Origin of the sequence: Pedobacter sp. GSP4 (assembly GCF_051857575.1) — a bacterium.
In the GTDB taxonomy this organism is placed as follows: Bacteria; Bacteroidota; Bacteroidia; order Sphingobacteriales; family Sphingobacteriaceae; genus Pedobacter.
The window spans coordinates 57,623-79,799 of sequence record NZ_JBPZIR010000009.1 but is presented as its reverse complement, the minus strand read 5'-3'; the positions used below and the strand labels follow the sequence as shown (position 1 = coordinate 79,799).

Here is a 22,177-nt window from a genome sequence, read left to right as displayed (position 1 = left end):
TAAAAAACAGGTTTTAAAAAAACCGCACTCGTTCTTACATTCATGTTAAACAGAAGGCACTTAAGAATCAAAGCTTTGCAAAATATTTTTGCTTGGCACATGGCAGACAAAAAAGACATTAAAGGTGATTTGAAAACTTTAATGCAGAGCATCGATAGCGTGTACGAAATGTACATCTGGATGCTATCTTTAATGGTAGAAGTTACCGAATTTACTGCTAACGACGCAGCTGAGCGTCAGAATAAGTTTATCAAAACAGCAGAGGATATCAATCCGAACATGAAATTGCTACACAATAAGTTTAGCGTTTTATTGCAACAGAACCCTGAGTATGTTTCTGCAGTAAAAAAATATAAAGTAGACTGGGGTTTCGATCCAGAAATCCGTAAAACCGTTTACAATTCCCTAAAAGCATCTAAAGAGTATGCCGAATATCTTGCCGATACAAACGAAAGTTTAGAATCATCAAAAGATATCATCAAGTACATTTTCAGAAAAATTATCCTGAAAAACCAGGCCATTATACAGGTTTTTGAAGAAAAATTCATCAACTGGCAGGTAGATCACGAAGTAATGAAAGGCATGGTAGCCAAAACACTCAAAAACTTTACTTCCGAAGATCCTTTCAAAAACAAACTGACCGAAATCAGTGCCGATTGGGTAGAAGACAGCAAGTTTGTTCAGGATCTGTTTGTACACACCCTGCAGAACGATGCCAAATACCAGGAAATGATTGCCGATAGAACCAAGAACTGGGAATCGGAACGTATTGCACTAATGGACACCATTTTAATGAAAATGGCCATCTGCGAACTGCTAAATTTCCCATCTATTCCGGTTAAAGTAACCATTAACGAATATTTAGAGCTATCAAAAGATTACAGTACACCGAAAAGTAATTCGTTTATAAACGGTATTTTAGATAAAATTTTAGGCGATCTTAAGAAAAACAACACCATTAAAAAGATTGGCCGCGGTTTAATTGAAGATTAAAAATGAAGAAAATATTTATCCTGGCTGTAGCTGCTCTATCATTTGCCGCTTGCCGCAACGCCAATACGCAAACCCCAGCAGAAAGCAGCAATGTTTCTGTAGGTAACGATACGTCAAAAACAACAAAAATTGCTCCGGCAGATGCATCTGTTATTGTTTTCGAACGAGATGTATTCGATTTCGGAAAAATTGAGCAGGGTGAAAAGGTGATCCACGATTTTAAACTTAAAAACACAGGTAAAAGTCCGCTAATTGTTTCAAACGCAACTGCTACCTGTGGCTGTACAATTCCACAAGTGCCAGGCGAACCAATTTTGCCGGGCAAAACAGGTATTATCAGCGTAGTTTTTAATAGCGAAGGTAAAATGGGCATGCAGGATAAAGTAGTAACCATTACTTCTAATGCAAACCCTACCGTAACAACAGTACATTTGGTAGGAGAGGTTCTAGCCAAAAAATAAATTGATGAATGGTTTTATACCTTAAACCAACTATACACAAAACACAAATAAAATAAGAAATGACATTAACAGTAATTTTACAGGCAGCAGCCGGCAGTAACATGCTAAGTACAATTGTACCAATGGTATTGATCATGGTAGTTTTCTACTTTTTCATGATCCGTCCACAGGTTAAAAAAGCAAAAGACCATAAAAAATTAGTAGCAGAATTAGGTAAAGGCGATAAAGTAATTACCACTGCAGGTATCCACGGAAAAATTGTGGATTTAAATGAAACCACTTTCTTAATTGAAGTAGAAAGCGGTGCCAAAATCCGTTTCGATAAATCGGCAGTTTCTTTAGATGCAACTAAAGCAGTTGTAGCGCCAAAAGCTTAATCATTTAAATGAGAAATAATGAAAAAGCCATCCTCTGGATGGCTTTTTCTCGTTTAGCGTGTAGGTAAATTAATGTTAATCGTATATTTTACCCTCACCGGGATGCCGTGCTGCATTCCAGGTATCCATTTTGGGGAATTGTTTAAAACCCTCACCGCTTCTTCCTGGGTGCCATAGCCCAAATTATTCCGAAATTCATAATCGGTTAAACTTCCATCTCTTTCTACCACAAAAGTGATATACAGCTTTCCCCGAACCCCATTTTCTTGTGCTTCATTAGGGAATTTATAGCTCCAGTTTACATACTGAAAAAATTCTGCCATTCCCTTTTTAAATTCTGGCTTTTGCTCTATTTCACGGTATTTTATCTGCTTGCCATTTGGTAAAGTACTTTTACCTGATTTAAAAATCCCTTTTTCATATATTTCTTCATAACTGCCCTTATCGCTGGTTCCTTTCCATATACCGTTTTTATTACCGTCAAGGTAATTTCCTTCTTCTGTTAGCCCTACATTATCAGTTCCTTTATAGGCTCCATTGCCATCTTTTATAAACTGATTACCTAAGGAATCTATTCCTGTTATCCATTTTCGCTGTTGTACGCCCATTTCGTTCGTCGGTCCATCATATAGAAAAACATTTTCAAGTTTTCCATTATCATAGTAATAAGTACATTCCCCGCTGAGGTTTCCGTTTATGAAATTGACTTTAGAAGTTAAGATGCCTTGTTTATTATAGCTCTGGAAAAGTCCTTCATAAACAATATATGGATCAAATTTTGAAATTCTGGCTGATGTTTTTTCTACATTATTGGGGTAAAACTCTAATAACCTGTATATCGAAGGGGTGTCGGTTTCCTGAATAACTCTTTTGTAATCATAATCATCTTTGTTTACAGTAAGCGTGTCATTTTTGAAGTAAGAGACCAGTGTTTGTTTTTGAGCATTGGAGCTAAGAAATAATGTTGTTGCAAGTAATGATAATATATACTTTTTCATGTTGTTTGTTTATCTCCTGCGAATATAGTTATCAGTTTATGCTCTTGCCATAGCCTTCATTAATTTATCATTAAGTATATTAGTTTTTGAGCAGCTATTTAGTTTTGTTACATTTGACATTATTGGTTCAGAGAAGAAAAATTTCGGTGCTGATTTACCTTATATTGTGCTATGCCCTTTATTAGATTAACTAAAATTGAAAAAAGACGTGTATTTAGCTTACTGGCCTGTTTGCTGTTGGCTATAGCTGCATGGCTTTTTATGGCATTGAACAATAAATATATCTATACGGCTAAAACTGTGCTGGTGTTCAAAAATACGCCCACTAAAAGAGCTTTTTATCCACTACAGTCCGATACCATCGATCTTCAGGTAGAAGGAACCGGCTGGCAACTGCTGTTTGCAAGGTTAAGGATTAGTCCACCATCTGTTTCTGTTAATTTAAGCCAGCTGAACACCAAAGACTTTATTGTTTTTTCCGATCAGCTATTTAACATTAACCGGCAGCTGGAAAGTACCCAGAAAGTAATTTCGGTTAAACCAGATACACTCTACTTTGATTTCACCAAGCGTGTGGTAAAAAAGGTGCCGGTAAAATTGGTAGATAAGCTCGATTTTGTAAAGCAATATGGTATTTCGAGCGAGGTGGTGTTAAACCCCAAATATGTTAAGGTAGCCGGACCAACTGAAGAACTGGCCAAGATTAAATTTTGGCCTACAGACACCTTAAAATTAAATAAAATACAGGGCAGTACAACATTAAGGGTAGCACTGCAGCACAGCATCCATAAAAATGTGAGTATTTATCCTTCTTCTGTTGAGGTGAAGTTACCGGTTGATGAGTTTACCGAAAAAACAATAGAAGTTCCACTTAAAATTATAAACAATAGGTATTACAACAGCATTAAGCTATACCCCAAAAAGGTTAAGGTTACATTTTTGGTAGCTTTGAGCAATTACGATCAGGTAGATGAAAGCTTTATTACCGCAACAGTTGATGCGGATGAATGGCAAAATTTAAAGCACCATCAGTTTACGGTTAAAATAACCGAGTTTCCTGATTATTGCAGGCTGGTAAGTGTAATTCCTTCCAAAATAGATTTCATTGTAGAAAAATAATGTATAAAGTAGGTATAACAGGCGGAATTGGGAGTGGAAAAACTACGATCTGCAAAGTTTTTGAAGTATTGGGCATACCTGTTTTTTATGCAGATACCGTAGCAAAAGAGATCATGTGCCAAGATGCATTATTGGTTGAAGGCATCAAAACAGCATTTGGAAACGAAAGCTATTTCGAAGATGGGAAGCTGAATAATAAACATATTGCGGGCATTGTTTTTAACAACGAAAAAGCCCTTGCACAATTGAACGCTTTGGTTCATCCTGCAGTTTTTAGGGCTTTTGATACCTGGGAACAAACTATTCCACTCAATACACCTTACACCTTAAAAGAAGCGGCCTTGCTGTTCGAAAGTGGTTCGTATAAAATGTGCGACACCACAATTTTGGTTACAGCACCCTACGAAATTAAGCTGAAACGGGTAATGGAACGAGACCGCGTTGCGGCAGAACAGGTTATAGCACGGATGGATAAACAGCTTAGCGACGGAGAAAAGTCTAAATTGGCCAATCATTTCATCGTTAACGACGAGCAGCAATCCATAATAGAACAGGTTTTGGCGCTGCATCAGGAATTTATTAAGTCGGCAGAGAAACTTAAAGGCACCAAGCTCTAATTTACTAGAATCATACCATCCTTAAACCTTTTATCCTAATCATGATTTTAGCAGATTTTATTACGATTACCCCAACGGGTTTATATTGTATTTACGGCGATTTCTACCTCGATCCACAACAGCCTGTTAAAGAAGCTGTAGTTTCGCACGCTCATGGCGATCACGCCATTGGTGGGAGTCAGAATGTTTACTGCACGGCTGCTACGGCAAGTTTTATGAAACACCGTTACCGGAAGTTTGCCGCGGTTGATTTTCACCTCAAAACCTATCACGAAGTTTTTAAAATAAAAGAGGTAAGCATTACATTCTTCCCTGCCGGACATATTCTAGGCTCTGCGCAGGTTTTAATGGAATATAAAGGAATAAAATACCTGTACACCGGTGATTATAAGATCGAACCAGACAATAGCTGCGAAGCTTTTGAATTCGTTAAGGCGGATGTGCTGATTACCGAGAGCACCTTTGCTAATCCCGATACCAAGCATCCATCGCCCATTGATGAGATTAAAAAACTGAATGAAACCAATGTAAATATCATGCTTGGCGCCTATGCGCTGGGTAAAAGTCAGCGGATAATACAATTGCTTGGCGAATATTGCCCAACCAAAAATGTAATGGTTCACCACAGCATTATGCCTTTTGTTAAAATTTATGAAGATTATGGCATTAAAATCGGTAACTATAAGATGTACGATAGGAAAGTGATGAAAAACAACCTTGAACATCAGGTGTACATTGTACCACCGATGGTTTTTCACAGTTACCATAAGGCCATTAACGTAGTACGGGCATTTGCTTCGGGCTGGAAAAACCTGCAGCAGCAAAATGGAATTTCACTGTATATTTCAGATCATGCCGATTGGGAGGCTATTTTAGAAACAATTGAGAAAGTACAGCCTAAACAGGTGTGGACTTTGCACGGTGATGGCAAACAACTTAAAGATTACTTTAAAGATAAACTGGAAGTTAAAATATTAAATTAGAGAAAGATGGAGTTATAGAAGGATGGAATGAGAGAAGGATGGAATGATAAAGGTATAGAATGAATGAATGATGGAATTAGAGAATGGAAGTATAATTATTGAAGTGTTAATGGTAACGTGATCGGTATTTAAATCCATATTTCAACATTAAAAGCATTGTTCAATATTTACCAATCATTCATTAATTCTGTCATTCAAAATTTAGTCATTCAAAACTCAATCATTCAAAATTCACTCATTACAATGAAAGAAGGCGAAGATTTTTACTTTAACGAACAAGGACTGATGGTTTTTACCGAAGCCTATCATCTTAAAAGGGGGTATTGCTGTAAAAATAAGTGCAAACACTGTCCTTGGGGTTACGGAAACAAGAAGGTAAAGAAGTAATTCAGTTAACAGTTGGCAGTTTTCGGTATTTGCAAAGAAGTCAAGTTTTAATTTGCAATTTTTCCTGTTCAAACTTGACTTCTTTTATCGATCATTTGTTTTGCACTAAAGTTAACATACTCATAAATATCGGCTAATACCATATTAAATCCCATCGAAATAAAGCTTACAGTGTCGGTAATTTCCTGGTGTTCGTTGAGTATCCAGTTTCTTTCTTCATCAATATGATAAGCCCTCACCGAAACAGATTGGGAATCAATCATGATATATTCTTTTAAAGAAGGGATATCTTTATACAGGTTAAATTTTTTGCCCCTATCGTAATTTCTGGTAGATGGAGAAAGGATTTCGATGATTATGGATGGTAAAATTGAGGTGTCTTCATCCATATCCGAGTGTGTTATGCCATTACAATAAATAGATATATCGGGATAGGTGAATAAGGTATTTTCTGGAATGTGCATGCGTTTATCGCTTCCGTAAGGCCTACATGGCGTACCTTTTAGTTTATAAGCTATTTCGCCAAAAACATTACTGAAAATCTCATTGTGGTTATCTCCCGCGCCCGACATCGCAAATATCTCGCCCTGATAATATTCATGTTTCACTGTTGCTGCTTTTTCCAACTCCAGATATTCCTGAATGGTATAATGTCTTTTTTGGTAAGCTACTGCAGGTTCATTTATATTCTCATCCATATACTAATTTACTGCGTTTTTTTCTAGGACAGAAAAGAATAAACGATTAAACGTTTAAAACGGCTATTTGGAATTGAAGCGGTTATGCTGTTAACTGAAAACTACAAACTGCCAACTAAACTAGTGTCCGGCGAAGAACCCTACCAGAGCCACACCAATGCCCAATAAAACGGCAATCATTTTACGGGTATTTATTTTATGGTCAGCACTCGATTCGAACAGGATCGTGGTAGAAATGTGCAAGAAGATACCGATCACAATACCCATTATTTTATTAAAATAAGCATCTATACCGCCAATTGTACCATTGCTGATGCCCACGCTTACATAAAAGCCCAGCGGAGCCATGATGGCAAATAAAATCAGATAAAACACAATGCTGCTCTTTTTAAAATGGTTTTGCATTAATATGCTGGCCAGTGCAAAAGCTGCTGGGATATGGTGTAACGAAATGCCGAAGATCAATTCGTTATGTTGCTCTTTCGCGAGAGGCATACCCTCTAAAAAGGCATGCAGGCAAAGGCTGATCATGATGCCGTAGGGAAAAGCGTGCCCATCGTGGTGTTTATGGATATGGCCGTGCTCAACACCTTCTGAAAACTGTTCAAGAAAAATCTGCAATAAAAACCCGATAAGGATAAAAATACCGATCTGCCATTTGTCCGGGCCACTGTAAGCATCAGGAATTAAATGCAAAACCGTAATGGCAAATAAATATGCACCACTGAACGACAGGATCAGTTTCAGTAATTTGGATTTATCGCTTTTTACCAAAAAAATCGCTGTTCCGCCCAAAAAGGCACAGAAGAAAAGTACACAGAGTTTCCAGATTTCCATAAGTTAAAAATCAGGTTGTAATTTTTTAAATATTCTCGAACAGATAATGCCTATTGTAATGCCCAATAAGGCTCCGGTGGTTACATCAATAGGATAATGAACGCCTACATATACCTGTGCAAAACTGATGATAAAGGCCCAAAACAAGCCAATAGGTAAAATCGGTTTCCAGCGGCGATAAAAAACGCAGATTAAAAAAACAGCTATTGCAAAATGATTGGTAGCATGTGCCGATGGAAAACTCAGGCCGCTTCCACAGGGTACACGGTGTATAATCTCGTTTGCCAGGCTTAAATCGTTGCATGGCCTTACCCTCGAAATTAATGGTTTTATCACCCTCGAAGCAATTAAATCGCCCATTGCAAAGGTAAAAAGCACCATCCCAATAATGTAATACCCCTGTTTTTTATATTGCTTAATGCAAAAAACAAAGATAAAAAGGTAAAGCGGCGACCAAAAAAAACGGTTGCGCATTAAGGGCATCAGCCAATCAAAAAAGCTGTTTGAAAGTCCGCGGTGAATTTTTAAAAACAATTCAACATCAAATTGCTGTATGCTTTCTATCATGCTTTTTTACAAATTAAAATTAACCTATCCGAGCTGCATTCATCAAAATCATCGAGGGCATAGCTGCCAAAAGTTTTTTCAATCACCATTCCGGCCTTGGTAAGCATGCGCTCAAAATCTTCGAAACTAAAAGCCTGAACCCGCTCTTCGAAATTGTAAACCTTTTGCTTGTCTTCGAAATTTATCTTTTTGATGATTTTACCGTCAACAACGTTTTTGGTGATATTAAAAGTGATTCCGTCCAGCGATTTTGTTTCGCAAGAATTTAAATTGCGTATAATCTTTGCGGTATTGAAATAATCCAGAACTAAAATACCCTTGGCCGTTAAGCACTTGCGGAAAGTTTTGAGTGCATTTACATGGTCTTTTTCGGTGTCGAAATAACCAAAGCTGGTAAACAGGTTCAAGGCTACATCAAAATAATTAATGTAGAACAGCCTGCGCATATCGTGCACCAGAAAGTGTAATTTATTGTTTTCGAACTGCTTGGCGTATTTAATGCTCTGCTCAGATAAATCTATGCCGGTAACATCAAAGCCCTTTTTGTTCAGATAAATAGAGTGGCGGCCTTTTCCACAGGCAATATCCAACATTTTCGCATCGGCTTCAGGATGGAGGAAATCCGTAAGCTTATCGATGAAAAACTCGGCTTCAGCATCATTTCGTTGTTGATAAAGGATATGATAATATGGCGAGTTAAACCAATATTGAAACCACTTGCGTTGCATATAAAAAGCCGTTTGTATCTTAAAAAGATGCAAATATAAGCTTTTACAACCGCTAGTAAAGTTAGAATATATTTTTATGCAATAAAGTTGCAAGAATATTATGGTTTGATTTTTTTACCGGCTGAAAATGAACGGCAGAAATCGAAAATATTCTTTTCAATTAAACACACGTTTGATTTGGATAGCGCAGCTAATTTCTATCCAATACATCGTATAAATAGATATAAAAACAATGTAAATTAACTTGCACAAACGCTTTAGAATAGCAGCTATCTTGTTTTTTTTCTTATTTTTGGGCCTCAAATAAAATATAAACTGTGACTTTAATAAAATCGATTTCAGGAATACGAGGAACCATTGGCGGACGGGCTGGAGACGGCTTAACCCCATTTGATATTGTGAAATTTACAGCTGCTTTTGGTAGCTGGGTAGTACAAAAAACAGGCAACAAGAGAATAGTGCTAGGTCGCGATGCGCGTATCTCAGGTGAGATGGTGAACAACCTGGTTATTGGAACCCTGCAAGGCTTGGGCATTGAGGTGATAGATTTAGGTTTATCTACCACACCAACAGTTGAGGTAGCCGTACCCGATGAAAATGCAGGCGGCGGTATTATTTTAACAGCGAGCCACAACCCAAAACAATGGAATGCATTGAAATTGTTAAACGGAAGCGGCGAATTTATCAGCGATGCAGATGGTAAAGAAGTTTTAGATCTGGCCGAAAGCGCTGATTTTGATTTTGCCGATGTTGATAAACTGGGTAAGGTAATTAAGAACGATAACTACCTTCAAAAACATATTGATAAAGTCTTGGCATTGCCATTGGTTGATGTAGAGGCCATTAAAAAAGCCGATTTCAAAGTGGTAATCGATTGCGTAAATTCTACAGGTGGTATTTTTATTCCAGCTTTATTAAAGGCATTGGGCGTAAACAAAGTTGTAGAGTTGTATTGTACACCGGATGGCCATTTTCCGCACAACCCTGAACCGTTACCTGAAAACCTAACCGAAATATCAAAAGAAGTTCAGAAACAAAATGCCGATTTAGGTATTGTAGTTGACCCAGATGTGGACCGCCTTTGCTTTGTAAACGAAGATGGCAGCATGTTCGGCGAAGAGTATACCTTGGTAGCTGTTGCTGATTATGTGCTGAAAAATACCCCGGGAAATACCGTTTCCAATCTTTCTTCAACACGTGCACTGCGCGATGTAACTGAAAAAGCAGGTGCCGAATACAATGCATCTGCAGTAGGAGAGGTGAATGTGGTAAATAAAATGAAAGCTACAAACGCCATTATCGGCGGTGAAGGCAATGGCGGTATTATTTATCCTGAATCTCACTATGGTAGAGATGCTTTGGTTGGTATTGCCTTATTCTTAACACATTTAGCTAAATTTGGCAAATCAATTTCCTTGCTAAGAAGCAGTTATCCTCAATACCATATTTCGAAAAATAAAATTACCCTTACGCCAGAAATGGATATCGATAATTTATTGAAACAGGTAGAAGAGAAATATAAAAACCAGCCATACAGCACAATTGATGGTTTAAAGATAGAATTTGATAAAACTTGGGTACATTTGCGCCGCTCTAATACTGAACCGATCATCCGGATTTACAGTGAGGCAGAAAATGAAACCATTGCTGAGAATCTTGCAAACAAGATTATTTCAGATATTAAAGAAATATTGCACCTATAATTTTAACGGTCGGCTTAAAGCTGATTGTATAATGAACGGTAAAAACGTTGGGATTTATCAGCACGGTAAATCCCAGCTATTAAAAAAGGAGCTGCAAAGGCTTCAAAAAAAACTAACTGATAAATATTCGTAGAAATGAAAAGGGTCTATTTAGATAATGCGGCCACTACGCCTTTAGATGCGGCAGTAATTGCGGAAATGACAAACGTGATGGAGAATTATTTTGGTAATCCGTCAGCTATTCACGCGCTTGGCCGTGAGGTGCGCACACTTGTAGAGAAAGCCCGTAAAACCGTTGCAGGTTTGTTAAATGCATCACCTTCTGAGATATTTTTTACCTCTGGAGGTACTGAGGCCGATAACACGGCTATCCGCTGTGGTATTGCTGCTTATGGCATTAAACACGCCATTACTTCTAAAATTGAGCACCATGCGGTTGAGCATACCTTAAACACCATGCTTAAAAATGGTGAAATTGATAAATTGAGTTTCGTAAATATCGACGAAAAAGGAAATGTCGATTACAGCCATTTAGAGGAACTACTTCAAAATAACGAGCGCACATTTGTTTCGCTTATGCATGCCAATAATGAACTGGGTACCCTAACCGATATGGTTAAAGTAGGCGATATCTGCGAGAAATACAATGCAATTTATCATGCCGATACCGTACAGACCATGGGGCATTATCCGCATAATGTGAGAGAACTGAAAGCCCATTTTATTGTTTGTGCTGCACACAAGCTCCACGGGCCTAAAGGCGTTGGTTTCTTGTACGTAAACAGTAACATTAAAATTCCACCGATGATTTACGGTGGGGCACAGGAGCGTAACATGCGCGGTGGTACCGAAAATGTATATGGAATTGTAGGTTTGGCCAAGGCACTCGAAATTGCCTATGCCGAAATGAGTGCGCACCAAGCTCATATCCAGGGTTTAAAAGATTATTTAAAAGAACAATTGGTAGCCGAAATTCCTGGTATTGCATTCAATGGCGAAACCGATGCCGATAAAAGCCTTTATACCGTATTAAACGTATCGTTCCCAGAAATGGATATGGCCGATATGTTATTGTTTAACCTGGATATCAACGGGATCTGCGCTTCTGGCGGCAGTGCCTGTTCATCGGGCTCTAACATTGGCTCTCATGTACTAAATGGTATCAAAGCCGATCCAAACCGCCCGGCGGTGCGTTTTTCATTTAGCAAATACACCACTAAAGAAGAATTGGATTACGTAATCGAAAAAGTTAAAATGGTAGTGAAGCAGAATGCCTTGGCATAAAAAATATCATTAACCAAATAGGAGAGTCCCGATGCAAATCGGGACTTTTTTGCTTCTAAATAAATTTTTGAAAAGCAAGGGCAGTATTTCATTTTAACGTTCGTCCTGCTTTCCGCTTATACGCCTGCAGGCCTTAAGCACATGGCCGGTATCCGCTTCAATCAGGTTTTTTGATATCGGCTGGTTTTGCTATTAGGGATGAATGGCCTGATGGAAAAAATGATCAATTCTTGGCCTATTGCAAGTCTAAATCTTATTACAGGCTGCGCCACCTAAACCTGATCCGATAGTTATCGGATGGAACGGGCACGGAACATAGCGGAGTAAAGTTTAGAGCAATACTGCATTGCCTTAAAAGCTACAATATTTGATTTCCAGAACACATAAATCTTATTTTTAGCACATCCTTATCCAAAGCCTAAAAAAATAACTTGCAAAAGCCGAAATTTTAACTTATATTTAATTAAGATAAAGGCAATCCGCGCCATTTTAATGTAGTTCCTAAACGAAACCTTATCAAATTCTCCCCATGGTATAAGGTTGGGCAAATTTTAAAAAAGCTTTTTATAAGTGTTAAAATTGTTAACCCTGAAAGCCCACCGGTTTTCAATAATCTATATCGTCATGGAAAAGAGCCAAAACAATCAAAATCTAGAAAACGCGAAGCTGGAAGAAAAATTAAATGAAGAAAGGAAACACATTTACAAGTTTATCCTGAACCCATTTTCTTTTGAGTCTTCAAACCATTTCAATAAAATCCATAAAAGAAGGTTTCATTCTTTCGGCTGCATTCATGAGTTAGGAAAACTTCCTGGGGCAATGCTGTAAATGCAGGATTTAGTTATTCAACATTAATTTTAGCTTTTCTAAAGAAGGCCAGGTGGTGCTTTGTGTTGGTAGGATGGCTCAATCGCTGTTCATAAACCTTGAAGGAGCTATGCTATGCGCGGCTAAAAACACATTCCGAAAACAACTAAGCCAAAACAATCCTATTTTTTGCTTGTTCCTCTATTACATCAATTTACAATAGCTATGGAAACAAATAAAGAAAAAGGTAAAATTGTTGAGAACGATTTACTGGATAAAAAAACAGAGGACGTAGGGGAACATGATTCGTTGGATGAAAATAAGTCGTCTAAAGTAACCACAAACCTGTTTAACAAAGACGATAAACGTAAAAACAATCCATTAGGCCCAGGCCACGAACCAGGTCCAACACCGGGCTCAGGAATATAATGCTGTTGTCAGATAGATTTACAGTCAAAATTATTAAATTTAAACCACAGCAAATACTGTGGTTTTTTTAATGAATATTAAAAATGGAAAGAAGAAACTTTATCAAAAACTCGGCATTGGCTATGGCCTTGCTTTCAATGTATAAAACAGATGTTTTTGCCCAGCAAGAAATATTAAGGGCTTATAACTTTAAGGCATTGCGCAATAATGTTGGCATATTTACCGAACAGGGCGGTACCATAGGCTGGTTAAACTCGAGCAACGGTTTTGTGGTTGTAGATGCACAGTTTCCAACATCGGCACCACATGTAATAGAAGAACTGAAAAAACTGGGCGAAAAACCTTTTAAATACCTGATTAATACCCACCACCATGGCGACCATACGGCCGGAAACATTGCCTTTAAAGGCTTGGCCGAAAAGGTTGTAGCCCATCAAAACTCGCTGGTAAACCAAAAAAGAGCAGCAGAGAAAGCAAATAACCTCGATAAACAGTTGCTTCCCGAAACTACATTTGGTACAGGATGGAAAGCCAAGATAGGAGATGAGAAAATCAGTGCCTATTACTATGGTTCTGGTCATACCAATGGCGATGCAGTTTACCACTTCGAAAATGCAAACATTGCCCATGTTGGCGATCTGGTTTTTAACCGCCGCTTTCCGTACATAGATCGGGAGAATGGTGCGCACATAGGCAACTGGATTAAGGCCTTGGATAAAATTATGAACCAGTTTGATAACGATACGCTCTTTATTTGGGGACATAGCTTAGATCCAGAAAAGGTAACAGGCAACAAGGCCGATATTAAAGCCTATCAAAACTACCTCCAAAACCTGATGGCTTTTGTTGGTGGCGAAATTAAGGCAGGCAAAAGCAAGGAAGATATTTTAAAAGCAACCACTATTCCAAATGCTCCTGAATGGAAAGGAGATGGCATAGAAAGAAGTTTAACTGCTGCCTATGATGAGCTGAAGGGAGCTTAGTTGGCGAAAAATTTTTAACCACAGATATACAGGAAGAACACAGATGAGCTAATAATTCGTTGCATCTGTGTTTATCTGTGCGCAGCTATAGTTAAATAAAGTAATTATCTCTGCTTCAAAAACATCCAAATCTTTTTTCAATTTATAAACGTTCTATATTTAAAATAATTCTAAACTAGGGGGTTAAAACAACTACAAGTAAACATGCTTCTGCTATATTTGTGTTACACAAAATCCAATATCAGATATGGATGATTTTATAGCAGCACGTTCCCAGATGGCCTTATCTTTAGGCTTTCACATTATTTTTTCTTGTATTGGCATGGTAATGCCTTTCTTCATGGCCGTATCGCATTACAAATGGCTTAAAACAAACAACGAAATTTATAAAAACCTAACCAAGGCCTGGAGTAAAGGTGTGGCTATATTTTTTGCTACAGGAGCGGTATCGGGTACCATGCTATCTTTCGAACTGGGCTTACTCTGGCCAAAATTTATGGACCATGCAGGTCCGATTTTCGGAATGCCATTCTCCCTCGAGGGCACTGCTTTTTTTATTGAAGCCATAGCACTCGGATTTTTTCTGTATGGTTGGAATAAGTTAAATAAGTGGTTCCATTGGTTTACGGGCATGGTTGTAGGCGTAAGCGGTTTAGCCTCCGGTATATTGGTGGTAGCGGCCAATGCCTGGATGAACAGCCCGGCGGGTTTTGATTTTGTAAACGGACAATACCTTAATATCGATCCTATACAGGCCATGTTCAATAAGGCCTGGTTTAGTCAGGCTTTGCACATGTGTTTAGCGGCATTTACGGCTACAGGCTTTGCGGTGGCTGGTGTACATGCTTTAATGATTTTAAGAGACAGGAATAAGGAATTTCATTTAAAAGCTTTTAAAATAGCGGCTACATTTGCCTGCATAGGCGCTTTATTACAGCCATTAAGTGGCGATATTTCTGCAAAAGATGTTGCCAAAAGACAACCTGCCAAGCTTGCGGCCATGGAGGCGCTCTATCAAACAGAAAAACCGGCACCTTTGCTTATTGGTGGTATTGTAAACGAGAAAGATAAAACAGTAAAGGGCGCAATTAAAATCCCCGGGGCTTTGAGTTTTCTGGCGCATGGCGATTTTAAGGCAGAAGTGAAGGGTTTAGATCAGATTCCTGAAAATGAGCATCCACCGGTGGCGATTACGCACTACGCTTTTCAGGTCATGGTGGGTATTGGTACATTATTGCTGCTGGTATCGCTCATATATTTCTTTGTTCTGTTTAAGAAGAAGCCCTTAACCGAAAAACGCTGGCTGTTAAAGCTGTTTGTGGTGGCCATTCCGCTTGGTTACCTTGCTTTAGAGGCTGGCTGGGTAGTTACAGAGGTTGGGAGACAGCCCTGGATTATTTATGGCATCATGCGCACTAAAGATGCGGTTACGCCCATGCCAGGCATTGCCTATTCATTTTATATCTTCTCGGCAATTTATTTTTCTTTAAGCATTATCGTAACGTTTTTGCTTTACCGGCAGATTAAAATGGTACCAGTGCTGTATAATCAAACGGAACAGAATAATCATTAACTACAGATCAAAAGGATGAACAGGGATAAAAGTTTTGGCGTATGTTGCTTAATTTCTTTAAAAATCTGTGGCAAAAAATAAATTATGGAACAAGTTGTAATTACATTTTTATGCATGGCCATTCTGCTCTATTTTTTATTGGGCGGAGCCGATTTTGGTGCCGGAATTATCGAACTGTTTACTTCAACCAAAAATAGGAGCCGAACACGTAAAACCATGTACCATGCCATTGGTCCGGTTTGGGAAGCTAACCACATGTGGCTCATTATTGCCATTGTAATACTTTTTGTTGGCTTTCCGCACATTTATACTACCATGTCGGTTTACCTGCATATTCCGTTGGCCATTATGCTGATTGGGATTATTGCAAGGGGCACTGCCTTTGTTTTTCGCCATTACGATGCCGTTAAGGATGATATGCAATGGCTATACAACCGGATATTCAGGTATTCGAGTTTTGTTACCGCACTGTTTCTTGGCATTATTGCAGGTAGCTTAATTTCGGGCCATATCGATACGCAAGCGGGCGATTTCTACGCGGCCTATATATCCGGCTGGTTAAACTGGTTTTCTGTTGCTGTGGGCTTGTTTACGGTTGCATTATGTGGTTTCTTGGCGGCCATTTATCTGATTGGCGAAACGAAAGAAGCGCATGATAAACGCCGATTTATTAGAAAAGCCGAATTAATGAATATTGCAGCGGTTGTTTTTGGTGCCATGGTATTTATTGCAGCCCAAAGAGATGGCATCCCGTTAATGGATTGGGTTTTTAAAAGTAACGTAGGCTTATCGGCCATTGTGCTGGCCAGTTTATCGCTTGTATTGTTATGGTACCTGTTGATTAAGGGTAAAACCAAGGTTTTACGCATTTTGGCAGGCTTCCAGGTTACGATGATCCTTTTGGCCATCAGTTATGCCCACTTCCCGAATTTTATCCGTTTAAAAAGCGGAGATGCGATTTCATTGATGGAAACTGTAGGCCCCGAGAAAACAATTTACAGTTTAGGTTTGGCGCTTTTATTGGGAAGTGTGCTCATTTTACCTTTTTTGGGGTATCTGTTTTATAAATTTCAAAAGAAAGAGGAGTAGGGAGTAAGTTTGGAGTGGAGAGTTGTTAGTTAGGAGGGGACATATTGGATAAAAAAACTCCTATAATCAGCGTGTAAAATATCCATAGATATAATATCCTATAAAACCCTGGAAAACCGCTATTATCATCATCGATATTACCATTTTAGTATTTCTTTTTATAAGAGCGATATTTTCTGAATTAGCCTTTAATCTGATTGATAATTTTAAACCTATAGTACTGTCATATAATCCTAAAAGTGCGCTTGTTGCTAAAATAATGATTAATTCGAAGTGCTTAGATAGGAGGTACCCAATGCCAATGTACACCGCAAAAGATAATATGCTTAGGTAAGTATATTTAAAATTAAATTTCCTGGAGGCTACTGCGCCTAAAGTATCGATTAACGTGATGCAGGTTAATCCAATAAGAAAGTAAATCGTTAATTGTATGTAAGTGCCGGTCATTGGTGATTATTGCGTTAATAAACGCAAAGCTAAAAAAAGAGCACCTGTTTCCAAGTGCTCCTTTAAACGATTCAAAACTTTACTTACAAGCCGCCTTTTCTGTTCGATTTGGTCTGAACTGGCCATGTTGCAGGTTTGCCCGTACGTTCGTTAACCGGTAAATCTGTAGCTTTTTCGGTAGATGTTTTTTCAGGATCTTCTGAAGCCATATAAACCATAATGGCCGCTAAAATGACATTGCTTTTAATTTCATCGAAAACCAGTTTATCATAGCTGTCGCGGTTGGTGTGCCAGGTATAAGTACCGTAATCCCAACTGGTAGAACTTAACGAATAACCCAAGGCTCCAGCAGCTACAAATGAAGCAAAATCAGAACCTCCAGCACCAGGCGTACCAGGGAAACTGGTTTTGATCTGATTTTTAATCGTATCTGGAACAGCTGCTAACCAGCGGGTAATGTAATCTTTCGATTTGGCAAAACCCTGTCCGCCAATATTAACCACACGGCCGGTACCGTTATCCTGGTTAAACAAAGCCTGTAAATTGCTTACAATTTCTGGATGATCTTCTACAAATGCACGCGATCCGTTTAAACCCTGTTCTTCGCTTCCCCAATGACCAACCAAGATGGTACGTTTTGGGTTAGGATAAATTTTCTTCAAAATGCGCATGGCTTCCATCATCAAAATGGTTCCCGAACCGTTATCGGTAGCACCACTTGCGCCATCCCACGAATCGAAATGCGCAGATAGCATTACGTATTCGTTTGGTTTTTGTGTTCCTTTAAGCTCTGCAATGGTATTAAAAGTAGGTACAGCACCTAGTTTTTTAGAATCGGCTTCAATTTTTAGTTTTGGCTTATCGCCATTTAAGGCCAAACGGTAAACCAGACCATAATCTTCTACCGATAAATCTAAGGTTGGCACTTTTGTGGTATTTGCGCCAAAAATCTTGTCTACACCAAAGCCCTGCGACCAGTTATTGATGACTACAGCAACAGCTCCTGCATTTTCTAAAGCAATTGGAAGGGTTTTAGCACTTAAACCTGTTTTAGCAATGCTTGCCGCCCATGCTTTTGCTGCTTCGGCTTTTTCTTTTTTAAACTTCTCGAAAAGATCTTTCGTAGCAAATTCTTCCCAATTTTTTTCTGGTCGGCCAGAAAGCTGGTTCATTGAAATTAACACAATTTTACCTTTAACGTTGGGCAACCACTTTTGAAAAGATACCGAATCTGTAATTTGTGGTAAAATAATGGCTTCAGCGTTAATGGCTTTGCCATTGGTAGATGGGCTCCAGGCCAATTGCGTACCTTCTAAAGTGCGCACACGCGGACTTATCAAATCGATATGGGTAATTCCCCGTTCCCAGCCTGCCCATTCGCCCCATTTCTCGTTCTTTGCAGAAATACCCCAATCGCTATATTTTTTTACTGCCCAATCGTTGGCCTGTTTCATTTGTGGCGAACCTACCAACCGCGGACCAACCACATCAAGCAGTTCGTGCGCAAGTTTCTCCAATTGAGAGTTTTCGTTCACTTCTTTAACAATATTGTCGATTATTTTCCTGTCTTGCGCAAAAACACCAGCAGAAGCGCACATAAATAATGCAGAAAACAGTAGTTTTTTATTCATAATTAGTTAGGGTTGATTATTGATGAGCTAATTTATGGAATAAGGGGTAGGATTAAGGGATTTTAATAGAAATGTTGCATGAGTTGATGTGAAATCTCTATCCATAAATTTAGTGTCTGCGGACTTTGTCACGTTGAGCTTGTCGAAACGCCTTTAAAATTATTATGGCAGGCCTTTCGACAAGCTCAATATGACAACTCTTTATGGTATATATATTCTCCTCTGTGAAAACTTCTCCGTGTTTTCTGTGCATCCCTGTCTAACAAGTCTAGAAACTACTTTTCTGTATCTTATCGTGATAGGGCAAATATTCAGAAAGTGCGGCTGATCCATACCAATTGTAAAGCTCTGGCTCAAGCAATTTTGCTTTTATGGCCGGGTCGCTTTCCAATAATTGCTTAGCTTCTTGTATTGATTTTGTATTTAGAACAAAAATCCCACGGTAGTTTTTATCATTTTTACCCATCGGGCCAGCAACTACCAGCTTTTGCATTTCTACCATTTTACCCATGTTTGCCATGTGGCCGGCAAATAAACTATCGGTTTTGGCCTTTGTTTCCGTTGTATTTGAACCTGATTTAAGGATCACCAGTACATACATTTTCATACCGTAATTATCGGCACCGAGTTTTTTGGCCAGGGCTTCATCATAAGGTGCTTTGGCTTTTTTATCTTGGGCTTGAACAGAAATAATAGTGGTGATGAGGAAGGAGAGTAATAATAGCTTTTTCATCTGATTTTTTAGTTTGGTTTAACTAAAAATACGAAAAATTGTGACATTCCCCTCCCTCGGAAGAGTGCCCTCAGGTGGTGTGGGTTTTTAGCTCCATTAGTGAGCTTCTTTTCTTAATAGCCTATTGTCTCGAAGTAGACTCAATTGGCTTTTAAGGCACTATTTCTGGCGAAAAAGATCGCTTCGTCGTTCCTCCTCGCAATGATGAAAACTGAGGGAAAGCAAAAAGCAGGACTGAATAACCAATTTATTCTAGCCCTGCTTTTTTTAATATTTGTTTATTGGTCATTTGTTTATTAGTCAGTTTGTACTAATGAACAAATGCCTAATGAACTAATGAACCAACTAGTTATTCATCATTTTGATAAAAGCGCCCAATTTAGCTTTCATGGCTCTTCTATCTACAATGAAATCAAGGAAACCATGCTCCAGTACAAATTCTGAAGTTTGGAAACCTTTCGGTAAATCTTTTTTAATGGTTTCTTTAATAACCCTTGGGCCGGCAAAACCGATCAGTGAACCTGGTTCGGCAATGTTAATATCGCCCAGCATGGCATAAGAGGCTGTTACACCACCAGTTGTAGGATCGGTTAATAAAGAGATGTAAGGAACTTTAGCCTGGCTTAGTAATGCCAGTTTTGCCGAAGTTTTGGCCATTTGCATCAACGAGAATGCAGCTTCCATCATACGTGCGCCACCCGATTTCGAAATCATCAGGAATGGAACTTTATGTTTAATGCTGTAATCGATTGATCTGGCAATTTTTTCGCCCACAACCGAACCCATCGAACCGCCAATAAAGGCAAAATCCATACAGGCGATAACAAGATCTTGACCTTCAATTTTACCAACACCTGCACGGATAGCATCTTTTAGGCCGGTTTTAGCCTGACTTTCTTTAATCCTGTCGGTGTAAGGTTTGTTATCGTTAAAGTTTAGCGGATCGCCCGAAGTAAGGTTAGGGAAGAGCTCTTTAAACTCGTTGTTATCAAATAAAACCTCGAAATATTCTTTTGAGCCTACTCTCAGGTGGTAATCGCAGTAATGACAAACGTATTTGTTTTCCTGAAGTTCTGCCTGATGTAGCGGTTTTTTACAATTTGGACATTTATTCCACAAACCATCTGGTGCTTCTTTTTTCTCTTCTGTTGTGGTGATGATACCTTTTTTTTCTCTCTTAAACCAAGCCATATAATTTTTTGAAGAATTGGATTGCAAAGAAACGAAAAATATAATTAAGATAAAGAATTACTCACCATTAATAACCAATCACCAAATCACAATGATCAATTAATCAATAACCAATAATCAAATTTCAATGATCAGACTAGCAAAGCGAACTAACAATTCTTAGAACCCAATATATAGATCAAGCGTAGGCAGTATGTTTTTTCTAAAAGTGTTGTAAGGTTTGATTATTGGTTATTGTGATTTGTTTATTTCCACAAGTGTGTCTTTTTTACACTAAGGATAATGTGTTTTTTACACTAAATAGGCCTTATTTTGCTGTGGGGCAAATAATTCTGTTGTTACAAAAGCTTGGAATGTTAATTTTTTTTTTAACTTCGGACTTAATAAAATTAACAAGAAATGAGTTTAAAAGGCTACAAAGGCGTAATTTACGGAGATGCCGTTCAAGAATTGTTTGAGCAGGCTAAAAAACATCAGTTTGCTTTACCAGCAGTAAACGTAACCGGTACAAATACGGTTAATGCGGTATTGGAGACTGCTAAGGCAGTAAATTCGCCTGTTATGATTCAATTATCTAATGGAGGTGCACAGTTTTATGCTGGCAAATCTTTAGATAACGAGAAATTGCAAGCATGTATTTTAGGTGCTGTATCGGCAGCTAAACATGTACATTTATTGGCAGAACATTATGGTGTTGCTGTGGTTTTACATACCGACCACGCCGCTAAAAAATTGTTGCCTTGGATTGACGGACTTTTAGATCACGGTGAAAAATTCTTCGCTGAAACTGGAAAACCTTTGTTTTCATCGCATATGTTAGATTTATCAGAAGAATCTATCGAAGAAAACATGGAAATTTCTGCTAAATATTTTGCCCGCATGGCTAAAATGAACATGACTATCGAAATCGAGCTTGGTGTAACCGGTGGCGAAGAGGATGGCGTGGATAACAGCGATGTGGATAGCTCTAAATTATATACCCAGCCGAGTGAAGTGGCTTATGCTTACGAAGAATTAAGCAAAGTTTCTCCACGTTTTACAGTTGCTGCTGCTTTTGGTAATGTACACGGTGTTTATAAACCAGGTAACGTTAAACTGCAACCGGTAATTTTGAAAAATTCTCAGGATTTTATCAAAGAAAAATTCAATTTAACTGCAGAAAAACCAATCAATTTCGTATTCCACGGTGGTTCGGGTTCTTCTCAGGAAGAAATCAGAGAGGCTATTTCTTATGGTGCTATTAAAATGAATATCGATACCGATATGCAATGGGCATTTTGGGAAGGTATTTTAGGATACTACAAAAAGAACGAGGCTTATCTTCAAGGACAGATCGGAAACCCAGAAGGCGACGATAAACCTAACAAAAAATATTACGATCCACGTGTATGGTTACGTAAAGCTGAAGAAGCATTTGTTAAGCGTTTAACTGTAGCTTTTGAAGATTTAAACTGCGTAAACGCAAACGATAAACTTTAATTGTGAATAATTTTTAATGTTGAATTTACATTAAATCATTTAGAAATCTATCATTCAATAATT

Annotated in this window: 22 protein-coding genes; 14 read left to right on the top strand and 8 right to left on the bottom strand. The window is 38.4% G+C overall.

The window, feature by feature from the left end; genetic code table 11:
* The first annotated feature begins 42 nt into the window (after positions 1–42).
* The 3 genes from nusB to yajC are packed head-to-tail and all read left to right on the top strand — an operon-like array spanning position 43 to position 1,831.
* The gene (nusB, locus tag ACS5PU_RS20010) at positions 43–993 is read left to right on the top strand and encodes a transcription antitermination factor NusB (protein ID WP_439460938.1); all 951 of its coding nucleotides are present in this window, start codon (positions 43–45) and stop codon (positions 991–993) included.
* A 2-nt stretch (positions 994–995) separates the two neighbouring features.
* Positions 996–1,454, top strand: a complete 459-nt coding sequence (locus ACS5PU_RS20005) for a DUF1573 domain-containing protein (RefSeq protein ID WP_439460937.1) — start codon at positions 996–998, stop codon at positions 1,452–1,454.
* 59 nt (positions 1,455–1,513) lie between these two features.
* Positions 1,514–1,831: a preprotein translocase subunit YajC gene (gene yajC / locus ACS5PU_RS20000; RefSeq protein WP_439460936.1), complete on the top strand. Its 318-nt coding sequence runs from the start codon at positions 1,514–1,516 to the stop codon at positions 1,829–1,831.
* A 53-nt stretch (positions 1,832–1,884) separates the two neighbouring features.
* Here the strand turns inward: yajC and ACS5PU_RS19995 are convergent, their stop codons facing one another.
* Positions 1,885–2,829 carry an energy transducer TonB gene (locus tag ACS5PU_RS19995; RefSeq protein WP_439460935.1) on the bottom strand — a complete coding sequence of 315 codons (945 nt, stop codon included), beginning with the start codon at positions 2,827–2,829 and terminating at the stop codon, positions 1,885–1,887.
* Positions 2,830–3,000: 171 nt separating this feature from the next.
* Here ACS5PU_RS19995 and ACS5PU_RS19990 point away from each other — a divergent pair, with 171 nt between their 5' ends.
* From ACS5PU_RS19990 to ACS5PU_RS19975, 4 genes are all read left to right on the top strand, one after another.
* Entirely contained in the window at positions 3,001–3,948 is a 948-nt protein-coding gene (locus tag ACS5PU_RS19990; protein WP_439460934.1) for a CdaR family protein, read from the top strand.
* A complete protein-coding gene (gene coaE, locus ACS5PU_RS19985; RefSeq protein WP_439460933.1) occupies positions 3,948–4,565 on the top strand; it encodes a dephospho-CoA kinase in 618 nt (205 codons plus the stop codon). The genes ACS5PU_RS19990 and coaE overlap by 1 nt, the downstream gene beginning before the upstream one ends.
* A 41-nt stretch (positions 4,566–4,606) precedes the next feature.
* Positions 4,607–5,548, top strand: a complete 942-nt coding sequence (locus ACS5PU_RS19980) for an MBL fold metallo-hydrolase (protein WP_439460932.1) — start codon at positions 4,607–4,609, stop codon at positions 5,546–5,548.
* Between the two features lie 243 nt (positions 5,549–5,791).
* Positions 5,792–5,935 carry a DUF5522 domain-containing protein gene (locus ACS5PU_RS19975; RefSeq protein ID WP_439460931.1) on the top strand — a complete coding sequence of 48 codons (144 nt, stop codon included), beginning with the start codon at positions 5,792–5,794 and terminating at the stop codon, positions 5,933–5,935.
* A 68-nt stretch (positions 5,936–6,003) separates the two neighbouring features.
* Here the strand turns inward: ACS5PU_RS19975 and ACS5PU_RS19970 are convergent, their stop codons facing one another.
* From ACS5PU_RS19970 to ACS5PU_RS19955, 4 genes are all read right to left on the bottom strand, one after another.
* Positions 6,004–6,633 (bottom strand): Uma2 family endonuclease, encoded by a 630-nt coding sequence (locus ACS5PU_RS19970; protein ID WP_439460930.1) that lies wholly within the window; start codon positions 6,631–6,633, stop codon positions 6,004–6,006.
* Between the two features lie 120 nt (positions 6,634–6,753).
* A complete protein-coding gene (locus tag ACS5PU_RS19965) occupies positions 6,754–7,470 on the bottom strand; it encodes a ZIP family metal transporter (protein ID WP_439460929.1) in 717 nt (238 codons plus the stop codon).
* A gap of 3 nt (positions 7,471–7,473) precedes the next feature.
* Positions 7,474–8,037, bottom strand: coding sequence for a phosphatase PAP2 family protein (locus ACS5PU_RS19960; RefSeq protein WP_439460928.1), 564 nt, complete (start codon positions 8,035–8,037; stop codon positions 7,474–7,476).
* Positions 8,034–8,765: a class I SAM-dependent methyltransferase gene (locus tag ACS5PU_RS19955; RefSeq protein ID WP_439460927.1), complete on the bottom strand. Its 732-nt coding sequence runs from the start codon at positions 8,763–8,765 to the stop codon at positions 8,034–8,036. Before ACS5PU_RS19955 ends, ACS5PU_RS19960 begins: the two co-directional genes overlap by 4 nt.
* A gap of 317 nt (positions 8,766–9,082) precedes the next feature.
* On the opposite strand from ACS5PU_RS19955, the gene glmM reads away from it, so the two are divergent.
* From glmM to ACS5PU_RS19925, 6 genes are all read left to right on the top strand, one after another.
* Positions 9,083–10,468, top strand: a complete 1,386-nt coding sequence (gene glmM / locus ACS5PU_RS19950; RefSeq protein WP_439460926.1) for a phosphoglucosamine mutase — start codon at positions 9,083–9,085, stop codon at positions 10,466–10,468.
* A gap of 135 nt (positions 10,469–10,603) precedes the next feature.
* Positions 10,604–11,752 (top strand): cysteine desulfurase family protein, encoded by a 1,149-nt coding sequence (locus tag ACS5PU_RS19945; RefSeq protein ID WP_439460925.1) that lies wholly within the window; start codon positions 10,604–10,606, stop codon positions 11,750–11,752.
* A gap of 1,032 nt (positions 11,753–12,784) precedes the next feature.
* Positions 12,785–12,988 carry a hypothetical protein gene (locus ACS5PU_RS19940; RefSeq protein WP_439460924.1) on the top strand — a complete coding sequence of 68 codons (204 nt, stop codon included), beginning with the start codon at positions 12,785–12,787 and terminating at the stop codon, positions 12,986–12,988.
* Between the two features lie 83 nt (positions 12,989–13,071).
* Positions 13,072–13,971: an MBL fold metallo-hydrolase gene (locus ACS5PU_RS19935; RefSeq protein WP_439460923.1), complete on the top strand. Its 900-nt coding sequence runs from the start codon at positions 13,072–13,074 to the stop codon at positions 13,969–13,971.
* Positions 13,972–14,218: 247 nt separating this feature from the next.
* Positions 14,219–15,544, top strand: a complete 1,326-nt coding sequence (locus ACS5PU_RS19930; RefSeq protein WP_439460922.1) for a cytochrome ubiquinol oxidase subunit I — start codon at positions 14,219–14,221, stop codon at positions 15,542–15,544.
* 84 nt (positions 15,545–15,628) lie between these two features.
* The gene (locus tag ACS5PU_RS19925) at positions 15,629–16,633 is read left to right on the top strand and encodes a cytochrome d ubiquinol oxidase subunit II (RefSeq protein ID WP_439460921.1); all 1,005 of its coding nucleotides are present in this window, start codon (positions 15,629–15,631) and stop codon (positions 16,631–16,633) included.
* Positions 16,634–17,163: 530 nt separating this feature from the next.
* Here ACS5PU_RS19925 and ACS5PU_RS19920 read toward each other — a convergent pair.
* The 3 genes from ACS5PU_RS19920 to accD form a co-directional block, all read right to left on the bottom strand.
* Positions 17,164–18,711, bottom strand: a complete 1,548-nt coding sequence (locus ACS5PU_RS19920) for a M20/M25/M40 family metallo-hydrolase (protein WP_439460920.1) — start codon at positions 18,709–18,711, stop codon at positions 17,164–17,166.
* 268 nt (positions 18,712–18,979) lie between these two features.
* Positions 18,980–19,444: a YciI family protein gene (locus ACS5PU_RS19915; RefSeq protein ID WP_439460919.1), complete on the bottom strand. Its 465-nt coding sequence runs from the start codon at positions 19,442–19,444 to the stop codon at positions 18,980–18,982.
* A 345-nt stretch (positions 19,445–19,789) separates the two neighbouring features.
* A complete protein-coding gene (gene accD, locus ACS5PU_RS19910; RefSeq protein WP_439460918.1) occupies positions 19,790–20,635 on the bottom strand; it encodes an acetyl-CoA carboxylase, carboxyltransferase subunit beta in 846 nt (281 codons plus the stop codon).
* A gap of 399 nt (positions 20,636–21,034) precedes the next feature.
* On the opposite strand from accD, the gene fbaA reads away from it, so the two are divergent.
* Positions 21,035–22,114 carry a class II fructose-bisphosphate aldolase gene (gene fbaA, locus ACS5PU_RS19905; RefSeq protein WP_439460917.1) on the top strand — a complete coding sequence of 360 codons (1,080 nt, stop codon included), beginning with the start codon at positions 21,035–21,037 and terminating at the stop codon, positions 22,112–22,114.
* Positions 22,115–22,177: the final 63 nt, after the last annotated feature.

What these genes read in the sequence shown, in the direction of transcription:
- nusB (WP_439460938.1), top strand. Translation starts at nt 43, where the DNA reads ATGTTAAACAGAAGGCACTTAAGAATCAAAGCTTTGCAAAATATTTTT.
- ACS5PU_RS20005 (WP_439460937.1), top strand. Translation starts at nt 996, where the DNA reads ATGAAGAAAATATTTATCCTGGCTGTAGCTGCTCTATCATTTGCCGCT.
- yajC (WP_439460936.1), top strand. Translation starts at nt 1,514, where the DNA reads ATGACATTAACAGTAATTTTACAGGCAGCAGCCGGCAGTAACATGCTA.
- ACS5PU_RS19995 (WP_439460935.1), bottom strand. Translation starts at nt 2,829, where the DNA reads ATGAAAAAGTATATATTATCATTACTTGCAACAACATTATTTCTTAGC.
- ACS5PU_RS19990 (WP_439460934.1), top strand. Translation starts at nt 3,001, where the DNA reads ATGCCCTTTATTAGATTAACTAAAATTGAAAAAAGACGTGTATTTAGC.
- coaE (WP_439460933.1), top strand. Translation starts at nt 3,948, where the DNA reads ATGTATAAAGTAGGTATAACAGGCGGAATTGGGAGTGGAAAAACTACG.
- ACS5PU_RS19980 (WP_439460932.1), top strand. Translation starts at nt 4,607, where the DNA reads ATGATTTTAGCAGATTTTATTACGATTACCCCAACGGGTTTATATTGT.
- ACS5PU_RS19975 (WP_439460931.1), top strand. Translation starts at nt 5,792, where the DNA reads ATGAAAGAAGGCGAAGATTTTTACTTTAACGAACAAGGACTGATGGTT.
- ACS5PU_RS19970 (WP_439460930.1), bottom strand. Translation starts at nt 6,633, where the DNA reads ATGGATGAGAATATAAATGAACCTGCAGTAGCTTACCAAAAAAGACAT.
- ACS5PU_RS19965 (WP_439460929.1), bottom strand. Translation starts at nt 7,470, where the DNA reads ATGGAAATCTGGAAACTCTGTGTACTTTTCTTCTGTGCCTTTTTGGGC.
- ACS5PU_RS19960 (WP_439460928.1), bottom strand. Translation starts at nt 8,037, where the DNA reads ATGATAGAAAGCATACAGCAATTTGATGTTGAATTGTTTTTAAAAATT.
- ACS5PU_RS19955 (WP_439460927.1), bottom strand. Translation starts at nt 8,765, where the DNA reads ATGCAACGCAAGTGGTTTCAATATTGGTTTAACTCGCCATATTATCAT.
- ACS5PU_RS19945 (WP_439460925.1), top strand. Translation starts at nt 10,604, where the DNA reads ATGAAAAGGGTCTATTTAGATAATGCGGCCACTACGCCTTTAGATGCG.
- ACS5PU_RS19940 (WP_439460924.1), top strand. Translation starts at nt 12,785, where the DNA reads ATGGAAACAAATAAAGAAAAAGGTAAAATTGTTGAGAACGATTTACTG.
- ACS5PU_RS19935 (WP_439460923.1), top strand. Translation starts at nt 13,072, where the DNA reads ATGGAAAGAAGAAACTTTATCAAAAACTCGGCATTGGCTATGGCCTTG.
- ACS5PU_RS19930 (WP_439460922.1), top strand. Translation starts at nt 14,219, where the DNA reads ATGGATGATTTTATAGCAGCACGTTCCCAGATGGCCTTATCTTTAGGC.
- ACS5PU_RS19925 (WP_439460921.1), top strand. Translation starts at nt 15,629, where the DNA reads ATGGAACAAGTTGTAATTACATTTTTATGCATGGCCATTCTGCTCTAT.
- ACS5PU_RS19920 (WP_439460920.1), bottom strand. Translation starts at nt 18,711, where the DNA reads ATGAATAAAAAACTACTGTTTTCTGCATTATTTATGTGCGCTTCTGCT.
- ACS5PU_RS19915 (WP_439460919.1), bottom strand. Translation starts at nt 19,444, where the DNA reads ATGAAAAAGCTATTATTACTCTCCTTCCTCATCACCACTATTATTTCT.
- accD (WP_439460918.1), bottom strand. Translation starts at nt 20,635, where the DNA reads ATGGCTTGGTTTAAGAGAGAAAAAAAAGGTATCATCACCACAACAGAA.
- fbaA (WP_439460917.1), top strand. Translation starts at nt 21,035, where the DNA reads ATGAGTTTAAAAGGCTACAAAGGCGTAATTTACGGAGATGCCGTTCAA.